Here is a 15,836-nt window from a genome sequence, read left to right on the forward strand (position 1 = left end):
GATAATTTCCTGAATGCGTCATGAACGCCATTGCGCGTTCAAGATCAAGACAAACCATTTCGCAGGGCGAGACCTAGTCTTTGGCGACGACCGATATATCGGGAGCGGCCGGATTTTTCATTCCGACAATGTGATAGCCGGCGTCCACGTGAAGGATTTCGCCCGTTATCCCGCGAGACATCGGCGACAACAAAAAAGCGGCGCTCTCGCCCACTTCCTCGATCGTCACCGAGCGGCGCAGCGGCGCGTTATATTCGTTCCACTTCAAAATATATCGAAAATCGCCAATGCCGGAGGCGGCGAGCGTCTTGATCGGCCCGGCCGAAATGGCGTTGATGCGGATATTGCTGCCGCCAAGGTCGGCGGCGAGATAGCGCACGCTCGCCTCGAGCGCGGCCTTCGCGACGCCCATCACGTTATAATGCGGCATCCATTTCTCGGCCCCGTAATAGGTCAGGGTGAGCATCGACCCGCCGTTTGGCATCAGCTTTTCTGCGCGCTGCGCCACCGCGGTGAAGGAATAACAGGACACCAGCAGCGTATTGTTGAAGTTTTCCGCCGAAGTGTCGACATACCGGCCGGTCAGCTGGTCCTTGTCGGAAAAGGCGACACAATGCACGACGAAATCAAGCGTCCCCCAGATGCGCTCGATTTCCGAGAAAGTGGCGTCGAGGCTGGCCGGATCGGTGACGTCGCAATGACCGAGCACCGCGCCGTCAAGCTCGAGCGCCAGCGGACGGACCCGTTTTTCGAGCGATTCGCCCTGATAGGTGAACGCAAGCTCGGCGCCCGCGTCGCGGGCCGCTTTGGCGATGCCCCAGGCGATCGAACGATTGTTCGCGAGCCCCATCACCAAGCCGCGTTTTCCGGCGAGGATTCCAGATGTCGTGAAGCCAGGAGTCAGGGTTTCCGGTTGCGTCATTCTGGTTCCGGATCTGAGCGTGAGGGAATGCAATCGATGTGGAACGACCGCCGTATCCGCCGCGTTTAAGCGCTAAGGGCTTTGAACGCAAGGCGGCGAGCGAACAAGAGCCGGGATTTCGAACCGCCCAGAAGTTCGACGTTCGTTTCACATTTCTTTTTGAAGTTCGTTTCACTTTGTTTTGTTGTATGCGCGGGGCGCGGCGGGGATTATCATAAAAAAATTCGTCCGGACCGCGGGAAACGGTCGTTTGAAGGGCGCTGAATAAAATGCGCCGAAACGGAGCGCGGCGATGAGCTTGCGAGACGAACTCAAGACATTCGCTCCGCGATTGCGCCGGTTCGCGCGCGCTCTGGCCGCCGGGCGTCCCGGCGAAAACGAATGCGCGGACAGTCTCGTTCGCGCGGCCCTGATGAAAACTCTCGAGATCGGCGGGCCTCGGCGGCTGAGCGATCTTAATATCCATCTCTACGGGCTGCTGATCGACCTGCATCATGAGGCCGCTCAAATTTCAAACTTGAGCGCGGCTTCGGCCCTGGAAAACCTCGGGAGCCAGGCTGGCGGCGGCCGCGCGGCGGAGGTTCCTTCTTCCTTTTCTCGCGACTCCCTGCCCGGAGCGCTCGCCAAATTGACCACGGAAGAAAGGGAAGCGCTAGCGCTCGTGGTGATCGAGCGGTTCAGCTATGCGCAGGCCGCCCGAATTCTCAAGATTTCCCGTCCCCTTCTAATCTCCAGGCTGTCGCGCGCGCGCGCGACTCTTGGCGAAAATCTGCGGGGCGAAAACCTGTGGGGCGAAAACCTGCGAGGAACGACAATCCTGCACCCCTCCAGACCGCGCCCAAGCCATCTTCGCGTGGTGAAATAGCTGCCGCCGTCGCCAAACAGGAAGGATCGAAAGTGAGCCGCGCGCCTCCGGTCACAGAGGAGGATCTGCACGCCCTTGTCGACGGGGAAACAGATCCCGCCCGCCGCGACGCGGTCTTCAGCTTTTTGTCCGGGTCGCCCGCCGAGGCGGCGAAGGTTGACGCGTGGCGGCGCCAGAACGAGGCGATCCGCGCATGGTTCGCGCGGATCGAATCTGAGCCTTTCGATCTGTCGACGACCTTGGCCCCGGCCCCGCGCCCCGGCATCGCCGGAAAAGCCTCGGCGACGGCGCCAAATCAGGGGCGGAACGAAACAGCGAAAACTCCATGGAGCTTTCAATCCTCGAGGGGCGATCCGTCCTCAAAAAGCGACCCGTCCTCGACAAGCAAGCTGTCCTGGCCGGATATCGAATTCTGGCGGAGCTTTAAGGTTACCGGGATCGCGCTGGCGTTTCTGAGCGGGCTTGGCGTCGCGGCGGGGTTTATGTCGCTATTCGGCTACGCCCATGTTGGAGGCTCGCCAGGCGAAGCCCCGGCCAGCGTCGGAGGGGACGCGTCTTTCATCAATCGGACGAAGGCTGCGCTGCTCGATTTCACGCCGTCCGGAGAGTCGGCTCCGACGCATCAGAGCGCTTCGCTCAAAGCGCTGATCTTGCCGAACCTTTCGGGAACCGGCCTGCGGCTCACCGGGGTTCGGGTCGTTCCTGGCGAAAAGGATCGGATGGTCTGTCTTTTTTACGCCAGGGGAACGGCCGGCGCGATCGCCCTCTGCGCCGAGGCGAAAGCCGACGGCGACAAGCCGGGGCTCCATGAAACCGAACAATCCCCAAATCGAACCATCTGGTGGACGCAGAACCGGGCGAAATACGCTCTGTCGGGGCCGCTGTCGGAGGCCGAACTTCATTCGCTCGCCAATCAGGCGCGCCATGAGATCGAGGCGTTCGACGCTCATTGATGGGCGCGGCGCGGCTTCACACGGGAACGGGCCTCGCGCCCGCGCAGTTCAGGCCATGTCGCCGCGCGGATTGTAGGGTTTTTGCGCCTCCCACCGGCGCATGAGCGCGAGAAGTTCGCTGTCCTGCTCGTCGGGCAAGACGATCCGCAAGGTGATCAGCAGGTCGCCAGCGGGAGATCCGGGCAATCCCTTGCCGCGCAGCCGCAAGGTGCGGCCGCCGTTGGAGCCGGCGGGAATCGCAAGCTCGACAGCGCCATCGAGGGTCGGAGCCGACACCTTCGCTCCCAGAACGGCTTCGTAAAGCGTCACCGGCAGGTCGAGCCGCAAATCACGCCCCTCGACGCGGAAAAACGGATGTTTGCCGATCCGGACGGTCACGATGGCGTCGCCGGGTTCGCCATTGGAGGCGCCAGGCTGACCCTGCCGCTTGAGCCGGATCTGGCGGCCATCCTCGATCCCGGCAGGAACCGATACTTCAAGGGTGCGGCCCGTTGGCAGGCTCACCCGCGCCGTCGTGCCCTTGACGGCCTCCGGCAGGCCGATCGTCACGGTCGCCGCGACGTCTTCTCCTCGCGCGGGCGGCTGTCTCTGGCCAGCTCCCCTGCGCCCGCCCGCGCCGGCCCCGAAAATGTCGCCAAAGATATCCGCGGGATCGAATCCCGCGCGCCCCCGGCCCCCGCCAAAATTGAATTCGAAATTTTCAAACCCGGTCGCGCCCGCGCGCCGGCCGCCGCCGGGACCTCCGGCTCCGAAACCCTCGAACCCCTGATAACGCGGCTTGCCTTCCGCGTCGATTTCGCCCCGATCGAACGCGGCCCGCTTTTTCTCGTCTCCGATGATCTCGTAGGCGGCGCTCACCTCGGCGAACTTTTCCTTCGCCTTCGATTCCTGGCTATGATCGGGATGATATTTTTTCGCAAGCTTGCGGAAGGCCTTCTTGATCTCGGCAAGGTCGGCCGATTTCGCAACGCCCAAAACACTATATGGATCACGCATCTATTGAGCCCACTCCCGCGCTCGCCCGTCATGGCGCCAGCGCCAATGTCTCACGCGCGATTTGGGATTTCCCCGCGCCGAGCGCAAGGTTTAGCGGTTTCGCGGCGCACGCGTCAAAATTATGACGCCGCCATCAGCGTCTTTTGCGCGGGCTTGAGTTCGGTGATGCTCCAATCTGCGCCCTGGGCCGAACAGGCGGTGCCGCGCATCGATTGCTCCTCTCCCTTGCGATCGAGCTTGACGGCGAAGGCGCGGCAGACCCGCGCGTCAGAGGAATAGGCCTTGCCCGAGGGCGTGAACGAGCCTTTGGCGCCCGACGCCGGATTGTCCCAGGCGACCGGCAAGCCATTGCCCTGGAGGTCAAGCGCGGTCGAGAGCGCCGCCCTGGCCCGGCGCCAATCCTCCGCGTCGAGCTGCCGGACGAGAACCGCCTCCGGAATGGCGCCTGTCGCATCGTCTCTTGACGCCGACAGCGAAGCGATCGGCATCGAAACAGCGCATCCCGCGAGCGTCAGGGCGAGGCAAGCGGCGGCGCCGGCGCGCCAGCACACGGCTGAAGCGCGCGTGGTTATGACTGGCCCGGGTTCTGGTCTAGGACAGCGGCTGGGTTTATACCTGTAATCGCAGCGCACGCTCTTCCCCGTCACGAACCGCAGCATTAAGAATTTTCTCGCAAAAATTGTCTCGCAAGAATTTTCTCTTTGGAGAGTAGCTTTGAACAAGTTAACGGCAGGTGACCTTGCCAGCGCGGCCGAACCCTTCGAGTTATTCGCCGCCTGGCTCGACGAAGCCGGCCGGACCGAGCCGAACGATCCCAACGCCATGGCGCTTGCGACTGTCGACGCCGACGGCTTGCCGAACGTTCGCATGGTGCTGCTGAAGGCCGCCGATCCGGCCGGATTCGTGTTCTACAGCAACGCCGAAAGCGCCAAGGGCGAAGAACTGCGCGTCAACCAGAAGGCCGCCGCCGTCCTGCACTGGAAATCGCTGCGGCGGCAAGTGCGGCTGCGGGGGACGGTGAGCCTTGTCGACGGCGCCGAAGCGGATGAATATTTCGCCAGCCGGCCGCTCCAGAGCCGGATCGGCGCCTGGGCGAGCCAGCAGTCCCGACCGCTCGAGAGCCGGTTCGCCCTCGAGACGGCGGCCGCGAAATACGCCGCCAAATTCGCCTTCGCCACGATTCCCCGGCCGCCCTATTGGGTCGGCTACAGGATCGCGCCGCTCTACCTCGAGTTCTGGTCCGACGGGGCGTTCCGGCTCCATGACCGGATCGCGTTCCGCAGGCGCAGCCTTGAGGAAGGCTGGAGCAAGGAGCGGCTGTTTCCATGACCGTGAATGAAGCCGCGGCCCCGGACCTGGAAGCTCCCTGGAATTCAGAGCGCCGGGGATCAGAGGGGGAGAGTTCCGAGCGGACCTACCCGCCGCGTCCGTTTCTGGCGGTCAGCATCGCCGTCTTTCGCGAGGGCCGGGTGCTGCTCGCGGCGCGGACGCGCCCTCCGTTCAAAGGCCTGTTCTCCCTTCCCGGAGGGCTGGTCGAGACCGGCGAATCCCTCGCTGACGCCGCAGTGCGCGAATTGTTCGAGGAGGTGCGGGTCAAGGCGGCGATCGCTTCGTTCAACCGCCATGTCGAATCCATCGAATGGGATGCGTCCGGCAAGGTCCTGCGCCATTATGTGATCGCCTCGTTCGTCGGCGAATGGCTTTCGGGAGAGGGCGTTCCCGGCCCCGAAGCCAGTGAAATCATCTGGGCCGACCCCTCCCGGCTCGGCCTCTTGAACTGCACGCCGCAAACCGAAGCCGTCGTCGGATCGGCGCAGCTTCTGTTGCGGGGACAAAGGCAGGTGTTGTGACCGATCGAGCGCTTCGCCACCGTTTTTTTCTCGGATTGCGCACCGGGTTCCGCTCCCTGGTCGCGGGAACGGCTCTGGCCGCGATGTGCTGGTCGCTCACGCCTGCGCCCGCCGCGGCGAAAGTTCCGCATGCGGCCAAAACCGCGCACGACAAGACAGCACAGGCCAAAACCAAAGCCCTCGTCGACAAAAATAAAAAAGACGCCCCCGGCGCCAAAGCGAGGGACGCCGCCGCCAAGGCGGTGGAGCCGGCCGCGCCCGAACCCGCGGAAGCCCCCCCTCAATACGAGCCGAAAATGATGCGGCTTGCGGAAATATTGGGGGGACTGTCCTATCTCGGCGATCTTTGCGGCGACGCCGGGGCGCCCGATTGGCGCGCAAGAATGCAGACGGTCCTGGAGACGGACGGCAATACGGCGCAACAAAAAGAGCGTCTCGCGGGGCTGTTCAATCGCAGTTTCAGAGGGTACGAGCGATCCTATCAGATCTGCACTCCGAACGCGCAAGCCGCGATGACGCGGTTCCTGCTCGAGGGCGCGAACATCGTGCATGACCTCGTCAGCCGCTACGGCGCTTCGTGACGAGGAACCTCATCACCGACGTCGGCGGCGTACTGGTCGGCCACGCGCGGGACGACAGGATCGGTTCCGGCGTCACCGCGCTGATCTTCGAGACGCCGGCGGTCGCCTCGATCGCGGTCCATGGCGGGGCGCCGGGCCTGCGGGACACGGCCTTGCTCGAGCCGGAGATGACGGTCGAGCGGATTGACGCTTTGGCGCTGTCAGGCGGCTCCGTCTACGGCCTCGATTCCATGGGCGGAATCGTCGCTTTCCTGCGCGAGGCTGGCCGGGGCTTTGCGGTTGGCGACATCCGTGTCCCGATCGTTCCCGGGGCGGTCCTGTTCGACTTGCTCAATGGTGGCGATAAAGACTTCGGCGGCGACAAAGCGTTCGGCCGCGAGCCGGTCTACTGGCGCCTCGGCTACGAGGCGGCGCGCGCGGCGGCGAAGGATTTCAGGCTTGGAAGCGAAGGCGCAGGTTCCGGCGCAACGACGTTCAACCTGAAAGGCGGCCTCGGTTCGGCGAGCGATACGTCGTCGAACGGCTTTCGCATCGGCGCGCTCGTCGCGGTCAATTCCCTCGGCCGGGCGACCATCGGCGACGGACCGCATTTTTGGGCCGCCCCCTATGAAAAAAGCGGCGAATTCGGCGGTCTTGGCTTGCCCTCCGCTTCGCCCACTTCCTGGCCCGCCGGCGCGCTCGACTGCAAGGTCAAGGGGGACGATCTCGAAAACACCACCATCGCCATCGTCGCAACGGACGCGGACATGACAAAAGCCGAGGCCAAGCGCCTTGCCATCATGGCGCATGACGGCATGGCGCACGCGATCCGCCCCGCGCATGCGGCGATCGACGGCGACACGGTCTTCGCCGCCGCGACCGGAGCTTCGCGGAGAACGCCAACGATCCGCGACCGGACCGAGATCGGCATGCTCGCCGCGGACTGCCTCGCACGGGCGATCGCCCGAGCCGTTTTCGAAGCGTCGGCGCTCCCCTTCGCGGGCGCCTTGCCGAGCTGGCGCGGAAAATTCGGGACAGGGTAAGGCTGGCTCCCGCAAGCCGGGCGACATACGAACAACGGCCGCGACTTTTGTCCCGCAGGGACCAAGGGCAGGCAGAGACAAGGGCAGGCAGGACAAGGGCGGGAGCGGCAGGACAATGCGAAGGATCCTTGCGCAAGGATTAGCCGGAGCGACGATCGCAACCTTGATGGCGCTGGCCGGTCTGGGAGCCCCTTCGGCGTCCGCCGGCGATCTCGCCAGACCGGACGAAAAAACCTGGCGCGCGCCGGACGCCGGCGCCCTGCCCTATGATTCCCATGGACTGCTGGTGCGGCGCGGGCGTGATCTGATCACCGCGACCTACGCCCATATCGGCCCGGACGTCGCCAATTCCGCCAAACGTTTCGCCGGCAACAATCTTTCCTGCGGCAATTGCCATCTCGACGCTGGCGCAAAGAAATTCGGCCTGCCCCTCTACGGGCTCTCTAGCGACTTCCCGAAATACAGCGCAAGGACCGGCGCCGAGATCTCCATCGAGGACCGCATCAATTCCTGCATGACGCGCAGCATGAACGGGCGGCCCCTCCCCGTGACGGGCCCGCAGATGAAGGCGCTGGTCTCGTATGTGAAGTTTCTGTCCTCGGGCCTTGCGCCGGGCGAGCAATTGCCGGGACATGGCGCGGGCAAGATGGCGGACCTCGACCGCGCGGCGGACCCCGCGCGCGGCGAAAAGGTCTATCAGCGCGCCTGCCTCGACTGCCACAACACAGACGGCTCCGGCGTCGCGCGCGACCCGAAAGCGTTGCAATTGGGCTATGCCGTGCCGCCGCTGTGGGGCAAGGACAGTTTCAACGAAGGCGCGGGCATGGCGCGGATCGGCGATCTCGCCAATTTCGTCCATTCCAACATGCCGCACGGCGCGGATTATTTAAACCCGCTGCTGAGCGACGAGGACTCCTGGGACGTCGCGGCTTATGTCGAATCGCAGCAAAGGCCGCAAAAACCCGGCCTCGCCGAGGATTTTTCCGGCCATTTGCTGGATAAGCCGGTCGATGCGCCCTATGGCCCCTACGCCGATGATTTTCCTGAATCGCAGCACAAATACGGGCCGTTCGGGCCGATCAGGGCCGAAATTGCTCGGTTGAAGGGCGAGGGGAAGAAGTAGCCCGGGAAATCGCGCTAAAAGAATGGTGACGGCGCGCCCGCCGGTCCAAAATCGCTATGCTCGCGGCTAGTCCGCGCGAGCTGTCGCATGCGCTTTGGTCGAGGCGTCCGCTGCCGACCTGCGATAATCAAGACCTGAGATAATCAAGAAACCCGCGCCGGCGGCTGATGCAGATTTCGAGGGCGCCGAGAGCTGGCTAGCGCCTATTCCGATCGGATTGAATCAATCCAATCGACAAGACTATGCTCAAGCTTTTGACTCTTGAGCGATTTCTGATCGATCGCATGACTTCATGCGATCGGAAAGCGCTCTATTGCGGAAAATGCTCGACGTGCGTCTCGGCTGTGCGGCCGAAATAGACGGCGCGACGCCCGCTAAAAGAGACGATGTAGCCCGCGCACCCCGCCTCCATGACCTTTCGGCAAAAGCCCTCATAGGTGTAACCCGGCGCGAGCTGTTGCGCTTCGCGGATCGCGGCTTGGATGGAGGCCGCGTCAAAGAATTCCGCGACAGGCGCATTTGGCCGGAGCGTCCCCAGCTCGACGCTTTCGCCATCTGGGCGGTAATAGACGGCTTTGGCGCGTCGGAAGTCTATGGAATAGCTTTCAAAGCCTTCCTGCATCAGCGCGCCCACGATTTGCGGGAACGTCATCGTGTGACGTTCCGCGCCTTGCAGGCATGTCTCGGCAATTTGTATGAGGCGATCTTCCATTTTCTGTCTTTCCGTAATCACTCGATGGGTATGGCGGTAATGCCCAAATGCACGACGGCCTCCTTCAATATCCGCCTCAGCGTGGCGCGATCTTCGCTGCTGAAATGCCCGAAGCATTCGGCTTCGTTCTGTTCAGCCAGCGCGGCGAGTTCGGGCGCCATTTGCGCCCCTTGTGCTGTTAGCCGCAGAGTTTGCGCGCGCCCGTCAGTAGAGCTGGCTTTCCGTGCAACCAGCGACTTCGAGATGAGACGATCCGCCAGCTTTGAAATTGCGCCGCGCGTCATGCCCATCTCATCGGCGAGCTGACTTGGCGCTATGGGCTGTTTGCTGTGAAGCACGCGCATCATCGCCCATTCTGCGACAGTCACGTCTTTTGTCGCCACTTTGCGAGCAAAGGCGTGGGACACGTGGTTCGAGACCTGGCGCAGCTGGTAGCCGAGGTGTGCGGTCAGTTCGGGAATGTTATCGGTCATTGCGCCTTCAAATAGGTTGACTAGGAAACTAATCAGATAAAGTTTCCTAGTCAACCTAATTTCGCTCTTCGGCGCATTAATCGGGACTTGCGCAGAGACCCGCACAGGAATGAGGCGCAAATCGCACTCCAACCCACGCTCGAAAACTTGAATTCATAAACGATTTCACGCCCCTCATTAGACTTCCCGCCGCCTCCCATGGTACCGGCTGACGCCTCCCGAGCGCTCGCCTCACTGGAACCGCCAAAATGATCCCCCGTTACTCCCGCCCCGAAATGGTCGCCGTCTGGGACGCGCAGACAAGGTTCCGCATCTGGTTCGAGATCGAGGCGCACGCCTGCGACGCTCTGGCGGAGATCGGCGTCATCCCCAAAGCCTCCGCCAAGGCGATCTGGGACAAGGCGGGCCATGTGGCCTTCGACGTCGCCCGCGTCGACGAGATCGAGAAGGTCACCAAGCACGACGTCATCGCGTTCCTGACCCATCTCGCCGAGTTCATCGGCGAGGATTCGCGCTTCGTGCATCAGGGCATGACCTCGTCCGACGTGCTCGACACCTGCCTCGCCGTGCAGCTCGCCCGCGCCTCCGACCTTCTCCTCGCCGACATCGACGCCCTGCTCGCGGCGCTGAAGCGGCGGGCGTTCGAGCATAAATTGACCCCGACGATCGGCCGCTCGCATGGCATCCACGCAGAGCCGGTGACCTTCGGGTTGAAGCTGGCGCAGGCCCACGCCGAATTCGCCCGCGCGCGCGAACGTCTCGTCAACGCCCGCAAGGAAATCGCCACCTGCGCGATTTCGGGCGCGGTCGGCACCTTCGCCAATATCGATTCGCGCGTCGAGGCGCATGTCGCCGCAAAGCTCGGGCTCACGGTCGAGCCGGCCTCGACCCAGATCATCCCGCGCGACCGCCATGCGATGTTCTTTGCGACGCTCGGCGTCATCGCCTCATCTATGGAGCGGCTCGCGACCGAAATCCGGCACTTGCAGCGCACCGAAGTTCTTGAGGTCGAGGAATTCTTCTCGGAAGGCCAGAAAGGCTCCTCCGCGATGCCTCACAAGCGCAATCCGGTGCTGACCGAAAATGTCACCGGCCTCGCCCGCCTCGTGCGCGGCATGGCGCTGCCGGCGATGGAGAACGTGGCGCTCTGGCACGAGCGCGACATCTCGCATTCCTCGGTCGAGCGGATGATCGCGCCCGATGCCACGGTCACGCTGGATTTCGCGCTGAACCGGCTGACCGGCGTCATCGACAAGCTTCTCGTCTATCCTGCCAATATGAAGAAAAACCTCGACCGGCTCGGCGGTCTCATTCATTCGCAGCGCGTGCTGCTCGCCCTGACCCAAAAAGGCGTCAGCCGGGAGGACGCCTATTCCTTGGTGCAGCGCAACGCCATGCCGGTCTGGCGCGGCGAGGGGGATTTCCTCACCCTCCTGAAAAGCGACGGCGACGTCGCCAAGGCGCTGAGCGCCGCGGAACTCGAAGACCTGTTCGATCTCGGCTATCATCTGAAAAATATCGACATTATCTTCGATCGCGTCTTCGGAGAAGCTTGACGCCCTCCCCTGCCCGGAAAGGATCGCCGCTTGAACCCCAGCCTTGTCGACTTCACCGGACGGGCTCTTTCAAACGGCATCGAGCGCGACGAGATTTCGCGAGCGCTGCGCTCGGCGGGATGGCCCGAGGATGAGATCGCCGCGGCCCTCGGCGCGTTCGCGGAGGTCGATTTTCCGTTTCCCGTCCCAAAGCCGAAACCGCATCTCTCAGCGCGCGAGACATTCATTCATCTCGTCCTTTTTGTCTCGCTCTACACCTGCCTCTGGGCGATTGTCTCGATCATTTTCAGCTTCATCGACCGCTCGCTCCCGGATCCGCTTCACGCCGGAGAAGGCTTCGCCGAGACGATCCGCAACGAGATTTCGACCCTGATCGTTTTCTTTCCCTTGTTCGTTTTGATGTTCCGCTATGCCGAGCGGAACCGGGCGGACCCCGCCCGCCGCGATTCCAAAGTGCGCCGATGGATCATTTTCCTCACGCTCTTCGTCGCGGCGATCATTTTCGCCGGCGATCTCGTGGCGCTCGTCCAGTCTGTCCTCGGCGGCGCACTGACGTCGCGGTTTTTCTTCAAAAGCCTCACCATCGCGATCGTCGCCGGCGGCCTGTTCGCCTTTTTCCTCCATGACGTGCGCCAGGACGAACAGCAATGAGCGGCGCAAGCCGCGCTCCGCTGATCTTTCTGACGGCAAGCTCCATTCTCGTCGCCGGCGTGATCGCCGCCGGACTTTGGATCACGCCCTCGCCTTCGAGGCAGCGCGCGATCGATCTCGACCGACAGGAAATTTCCGACCTCACCGCCCTTGCGCAAGCCGTTCTCGCCTCTCAGCGCGCCAGCGGAAAATGGCCGGCCTCGCTTCGCACTCTGCCGGAGGCTGCGTCGCTGCGCCTCGCCGATGCGGCGACAGGCGCCGAATACGAATACATCCTGAACGATTCCAAACGATTTCAGCTTTGCGCTGTTTTCACGACGGTTTCCGACCGCGCCGTCAGTTCGTCTCCGCCCGAAGCCTCCGGCTGGAAGCATCAGCGGGGGCGCCAATGCTTCGCCTTTTCGACTTCGCCGGGCGCCACCCCACGCGAGACGCAGGACTGAGCCGGTTGAACGCCCGGGCCTTTCGTGTAGGAAAGGCGGCTACGGCGGCGCGCCCGCCACAGACAACGGAGTTTAGATGAGAAGCGAAAATCGTCTTGACGGCCTGATCGCCCGGATCGTCGCGGATGAAACCCTTCACGCGAGATGGCTCAATACGTTCTCCTTTCTCGAATATGTCGGGTTCCGCAAGATCGTGAAAAGCCAGCGGGCGGACATGATGTCGGCCGCGATCCTGACTCATGCTCTCGAGGAAGGCCGCCATGCTCTCGGCCTCAAGAAACTTGCGACGAAACTCGGGGGCGCCGGCTTCGACTCCTATACGCACGAATCGCTTCTTTGCGGCGAGGAGGCCGAGACCTACTTCCAGAACCTCGACGGGGCCTGCGAAGACGCATTGCTGGCTTTGCCCGAGGCCGAACGCGCGAAGCTCGTCTATTGTTATGTGACCTGGCTCATCGAGCGCCGGGCGCTCGATGTCTATAGCGTTTATAAAGCGGCGCTCGGCGAATCCGAGATCGCGCGCAAGCTGCATGGACTGCTCGCCGAGGAGGAGAAACACCTCGCCGACGTCGAAGGCTGGCTGCGGGCGAGCGACCCGCACTTCGCCGAACGCTCGAAAGCCTTCGAGACGATCGAGGAGAACCTCTATGTCCGCTTTATCGACGCCCTGACCCAGGAACTCGCGTTCGCGGCGGAGCCGGCTCTCGCGCCGGCCGGCGGCTGAACGTCTCGCCAGAATCGCGCCGATGCGAAGTTCCGAGGCTGATATTCTCATCGTGCCGGGCTGGCTGAATTCGGGCCCGGATCATTGGCAGACCCGCTGGGAAGCCAAACTGCCGACCGCGCGCCGAATCGTTCAGGACGATTGGGAAAAACCTGAATTCAACGCCTGGATCAGCCGGATCGCCGACGAGGTCGCGCGCGCCGAGCGGCCGGTCGTGCTCGTAGCGCATAGCCTTGGGGCGGTCGCGACGGCCCACGCCGGCGCGCTGATCGAGGATCGGGCTCCGGGCAAGGTCAAGGGCGCGTTTCTGGTCGCGCCCGCCGCCGCTTCGGCCATCGCGGGGCTCGCGGATGTCGATCCGGCCTTCGCCGTCTTGCCCGAAAGACCGCTGGCGTTCCCGGCGCTGCTGATCGCAAGCCGGGACGATCCCTATGCGCCTTTCGAGGAAAGCCAGCGGCTCAGCGAAGCCATCGGCGCGACCCTCGTCGACGCGGGAGCCTCGGGCCACATCACCGACGAAAGCGGCCACGGCCCCTGGCCCGAGGGACTGATGCGCTTCGCGGGATTTTTGAAGACGCTATAGAGCGCTTTCCGATCGGATTGAATCAATCCAATCGACAAGAATATGCTCTAACGGCTCCGCGATCACAAAGCCTGCCCGAAGCGCACCGCCGCTCCTCGCCCGGGCGACTTCACCTCGCCCTCCCACATCACCCGCGCGCCGCGCACGATGGTTCCGACCGGCCAGCCTGTCACTTCAACGCCGTCATAGGGCGTCCAGCCGCAGCGCGACGCGATCCAGCGGTCCTCGATCCTCATGCGGCGCTTCAGGTCGACGATCGTGAAATCGGCGTCGTAGCCCGCCGCGATCCTGCCCTTCCCGGCGATGCCGAACAACCGCGCGGGGCCCGCGCTGGTGAGGTCCGCGAACCGCGACAGGCTGAGCCGTCCCCGGTTCACATGGTCCAGCATGACCGGAACGAGGGTCTGTACGCCGGTCATCCCGGACGGACTTTGCGGATAGGGCCTCGCCTTCTCCTCCAGCGTATGCGGCGCATGGTCCGACCCCAGAATGTCCACGATCCCCTGCTCCACCCCGTACCAGAGATGGTCGCGATGGCGGGCCTCGCGCACCGGCGGGTTCATCTGCAATTTCGTTCCGAGCCGCGCGTAATCCTCAGCGCTCAGCGTCAGATGATGCCCCGTCGCCTCGACGCTGGCGATGTCCTTGTGCTGTTCGAGAAAATCGATCTCCTCCGCCGTCGAGACGTGCAGCACGTGAACAAGCGCGCGCTGCTCCCGCGCGATCCGGATCAGACGCTGCGTCGAGCGCAGGGCGGACACTTCGTCGCGCCAGACCGGGTGCGAGGCGGGGTCGCCGGCGAGGCGGAGAGGCTTGCGCTCCTCCAGCCGGTATTCGTCCTCGCAATGAAACGCCGCACGGCGGCGGGTCCGGCTGAGGATCGCGGCGACGCCGGCGTCGTCCTTGACCAGAAGCGAGCCCGTGGACGAGCCCATGAAGACCTTGATCCCGGCCGCGCCCGGCAGCCGCTCCAGTTCGGGGATGTCGCACGGATTTTCATTCGCGCCGCCGACCCAGAAAGCGAAATCGCAATGCATCCGGCCTGTCGCCAGAGTCATTTTATGGGCCAAGGCTTCGGCGCTGGTCGTCAGCGGGCTGGTGTTGGGCATTTCGAAGACCGCGGTGACCCCGCCAAGGACCGCCGCCCGCGACCCCGTCTCAAGATCTTCCTTGTGGGTGAGGCCGGGCTCGCGGAAATGGACCTGCGTGTCGATGACGCCCGGAAGAACAGTCAGGCCCGCGAGGTCGATCGTCTCGCCCGCGCTCGCTTGCCGGAGATCGCCGATGAAGGCGGTCTTTCCGTCCCGGATGCCGATGTCGCGCGCGCCCACGCCATTGTGATCGACGACGGCGCCCCCCTTCAGGATGAGATCGTATGTTTGCCTCATCGGCGATCCTTTGCCTGGAAAAGCGCCTTGCGCGCCGCGATAGGGGGTTTCATACAAGCCGGTCAGAATGAAAGTCGAGAAGCTTGTGATGGAAAAGGCATGCCTCCTTAGCGACCGTGGACTCGTCACAATCATCGGAGCGGACGCGGCGACGCTTCTGCAGCGATTGGTGACCAACAGCGTGCTCGACATTCCCGCCGGGGAGAGCCGCTTCGCCGGGCTTCTTTCGCCTCAGGGCAAACTGATGTTCGATTTTTTCATCATTCCGACGCCGGACGGGACCGAGGCCGGTTATTATCTGGAATGCCCCGCCGCGCTGGCGCAAAATCTCGTGGAGCGCCTCAATTTTCACAAGCTGCGGGCGAAAATCAAAATCGAGAACCGGTCGGACGCATATGCCGTGGCCGCGGTCTGGGGCGGGACACCTCCCGCGGGCGACGGCCTGACGATCTATCGCGACATGCGCTCGCCCGGCATGGGGCTGCGGGTCATCGTTCCTCGCGAATCGTCGTCCCTCTTTGGCGCCGGAAACGAGGCCGCTTATGAGTCGCATCGCATCGCCGAGGGGGCGCCCAAGGGCGGCGTCGATTTCGCCTACGGCGAGCCCATCGTTCAGGACATCAATCTCGACTGGCTGAACGGCGTCGACTTCAAGAAGGGCTGTTTCGTCGGCCAGGAGGTCGCCTCCCGGGTTCATCATCGTAAATCCGCCCGCAAACGCATTGTGAAACTTCATTTCACCGGCCCCGCCCCGGAAGTGGGCGCGGCTGTCATGGCGGGGGAGACGGCCATCGGAGAAGTCAGCTCCATCGCCGGATCCGAAGGTCTGGCGATGCTGCGGATCGACAGGCTCGAAGAAGCCCGCGGCGCGGGAGCCTCGTTCAAGGCGGGCGGCGCCGACGTCGAGATCGCGGCGCCAGTCTCCCCATCGGCGTAATGTGACCAGATGTGCTGAGCCGAAAGCAGCGCTTGCGCGCGCCGTCGCCTTGTTTGG

19 protein-coding genes are annotated in these 15,836 nt (G+C 63.6%); 13 read left to right on the forward strand and 6 right to left on the reverse strand.

The genetic code is table 11. From position 1 onward, the window contains the following. Nucleotides 1-73: 73 nt before the first annotated feature. Nucleotides 74-922 carry an enoyl-ACP reductase FabI gene (gene fabI / locus BM177_RS10745; RefSeq protein WP_091682060.1) on the reverse strand — a complete coding sequence of 283 codons (849 nt, stop codon included), beginning with the start codon at nucleotides 920-922 and terminating at the stop codon, nucleotides 74-76. Between the two features lie 292 nt (nucleotides 923-1,214). On the opposite strand from fabI, the gene BM177_RS10750 reads away from it, so the two are divergent. Both BM177_RS10750 and BM177_RS10755 read left to right on the forward strand, forming a co-directional pair. Further along, nucleotides 1,215-1,787, forward strand: coding sequence for a sigma factor-like helix-turn-helix DNA-binding protein (locus BM177_RS10750; protein WP_091682062.1), 573 nt, complete (start codon nucleotides 1,215-1,217; stop codon nucleotides 1,785-1,787). A gap of 32 nt (nucleotides 1,788-1,819) precedes the next feature. Further along, on the forward strand, nucleotides 1,820-2,740 hold the full coding sequence (locus tag BM177_RS10755; protein ID WP_091682065.1) for an anti-sigma factor family protein: 921 nt from the start codon (nucleotides 1,820-1,822) through the stop codon (nucleotides 2,738-2,740). Between the two features lie 48 nt (nucleotides 2,741-2,788). Here the strand turns inward: BM177_RS10755 and BM177_RS10760 are convergent, their stop codons facing one another. Then, nucleotides 2,789-3,736, reverse strand: a complete 948-nt coding sequence (locus BM177_RS10760) for a DnaJ C-terminal domain-containing protein (RefSeq protein WP_091682067.1) — start codon at nucleotides 3,734-3,736, stop codon at nucleotides 2,789-2,791. 119 nt (nucleotides 3,737-3,855) lie between these two features. Then, entirely contained in the window at nucleotides 3,856-4,287 is a 432-nt protein-coding gene (locus BM177_RS10765; RefSeq protein WP_244532257.1) for an RT0821/Lpp0805 family surface protein, read from the reverse strand. A 163-nt stretch (nucleotides 4,288-4,450) separates the two neighbouring features. On the opposite strand from BM177_RS10765, the gene pdxH reads away from it, so the two are divergent. From pdxH to BM177_RS10790, 5 genes are all read left to right on the forward strand, one after another. Continuing rightward, complete coding sequence (gene pdxH / locus BM177_RS10770; RefSeq protein WP_091682072.1) at nucleotides 4,451-5,065, forward strand: pyridoxamine 5'-phosphate oxidase; 615 nt, start codon at nucleotides 4,451-4,453, stop codon at nucleotides 5,063-5,065. Beyond that, on the forward strand, nucleotides 5,062-5,586 hold the full coding sequence (locus BM177_RS10775) for an NUDIX hydrolase (protein WP_091682074.1): 525 nt from the start codon (nucleotides 5,062-5,064) through the stop codon (nucleotides 5,584-5,586). Before pdxH ends, BM177_RS10775 begins: the two co-directional genes overlap by 4 nt. Then, entirely contained in the window at nucleotides 5,583-6,167 is a 585-nt protein-coding gene (locus BM177_RS10780) for a TIGR02301 family protein (protein WP_091682076.1), read from the forward strand. Before BM177_RS10775 ends, BM177_RS10780 begins: the two co-directional genes overlap by 4 nt. Further along, a complete protein-coding gene (locus BM177_RS10785) occupies nucleotides 6,164-7,189 on the forward strand; it encodes a P1 family peptidase (protein WP_091682079.1) in 1,026 nt (341 codons plus the stop codon). The genes BM177_RS10780 and BM177_RS10785 overlap by 4 nt, the downstream gene beginning before the upstream one ends. A gap of 115 nt (nucleotides 7,190-7,304) precedes the next feature. Then, nucleotides 7,305-8,312: a c-type cytochrome gene (locus tag BM177_RS10790; RefSeq protein WP_244532258.1), complete on the forward strand. Its 1,008-nt coding sequence runs from the start codon at nucleotides 7,305-7,307 to the stop codon at nucleotides 8,310-8,312. A gap of 310 nt (nucleotides 8,313-8,622) precedes the next feature. Here the strand turns inward: BM177_RS10790 and BM177_RS10795 are convergent, their stop codons facing one another. Continuing rightward, nucleotides 8,623-9,024, reverse strand: coding sequence for a DUF1398 domain-containing protein (locus tag BM177_RS10795; RefSeq protein ID WP_091682244.1), 402 nt, complete (start codon nucleotides 9,022-9,024; stop codon nucleotides 8,623-8,625). 17 nt (nucleotides 9,025-9,041) lie between these two features. Further along, complete coding sequence (locus tag BM177_RS10800) at nucleotides 9,042-9,497, reverse strand: MarR family winged helix-turn-helix transcriptional regulator (protein ID WP_091682245.1); 456 nt, start codon at nucleotides 9,495-9,497, stop codon at nucleotides 9,042-9,044. Nucleotides 9,498-9,745: 248 nt separating this feature from the next. Between BM177_RS10800 and purB the strand changes: the two genes are divergently transcribed. From purB to BM177_RS10825, 5 genes are all read left to right on the forward strand, one after another. Further along, complete coding sequence (gene purB / locus BM177_RS10805) at nucleotides 9,746-11,053, forward strand: adenylosuccinate lyase (protein WP_091682083.1); 1,308 nt, start codon at nucleotides 9,746-9,748, stop codon at nucleotides 11,051-11,053. Between the two features lie 30 nt (nucleotides 11,054-11,083). After that, nucleotides 11,084-11,704: a DUF5671 domain-containing protein gene (locus tag BM177_RS10810; protein ID WP_091682086.1), complete on the forward strand. Its 621-nt coding sequence runs from the start codon at nucleotides 11,084-11,086 to the stop codon at nucleotides 11,702-11,704. Next, nucleotides 11,701-12,147: a hypothetical protein gene (locus BM177_RS10815; RefSeq protein WP_091682088.1), complete on the forward strand. Its 447-nt coding sequence runs from the start codon at nucleotides 11,701-11,703 to the stop codon at nucleotides 12,145-12,147. The genes BM177_RS10810 and BM177_RS10815 overlap by 4 nt, the downstream gene beginning before the upstream one ends. Nucleotides 12,148-12,223: 76 nt before the next feature. Beyond that, a complete protein-coding gene (locus BM177_RS10820) occupies nucleotides 12,224-12,871 on the forward strand; it encodes a ferritin-like domain-containing protein (protein ID WP_091682091.1) in 648 nt (215 codons plus the stop codon). Nucleotides 12,872-12,893: 22 nt separating this feature from the next. Then, nucleotides 12,894-13,454 (forward strand): RBBP9/YdeN family alpha/beta hydrolase, encoded by a 561-nt coding sequence (locus tag BM177_RS10825; RefSeq protein ID WP_091682094.1) that lies wholly within the window; start codon nucleotides 12,894-12,896, stop codon nucleotides 13,452-13,454. Between the two features lie 62 nt (nucleotides 13,455-13,516). On the opposite strand, the gene BM177_RS10830 is transcribed toward BM177_RS10825, so the two are convergent. Then, on the reverse strand, nucleotides 13,517-14,842 hold the full coding sequence (locus tag BM177_RS10830) for a dihydroorotase (protein ID WP_091682247.1): 1,326 nt from the start codon (nucleotides 14,840-14,842) through the stop codon (nucleotides 13,517-13,519). Between the two features lie 88 nt (nucleotides 14,843-14,930). On the opposite strand from BM177_RS10830, the gene ygfZ reads away from it, so the two are divergent. Further along, complete coding sequence (gene ygfZ / locus BM177_RS10835) at nucleotides 14,931-15,779, forward strand: CAF17-like 4Fe-4S cluster assembly/insertion protein YgfZ (protein WP_244532259.1); 849 nt, start codon at nucleotides 14,931-14,933, stop codon at nucleotides 15,777-15,779. Nucleotides 15,780-15,836: the final 57 nt, after the last annotated feature.

The sequence above is a fragment of the Methylocapsa palsarum genome, from assembly GCF_900114285.1.
Lineage (GTDB): Bacteria > Pseudomonadota > Alphaproteobacteria > Rhizobiales > Beijerinckiaceae > Methylocapsa > Methylocapsa palsarum.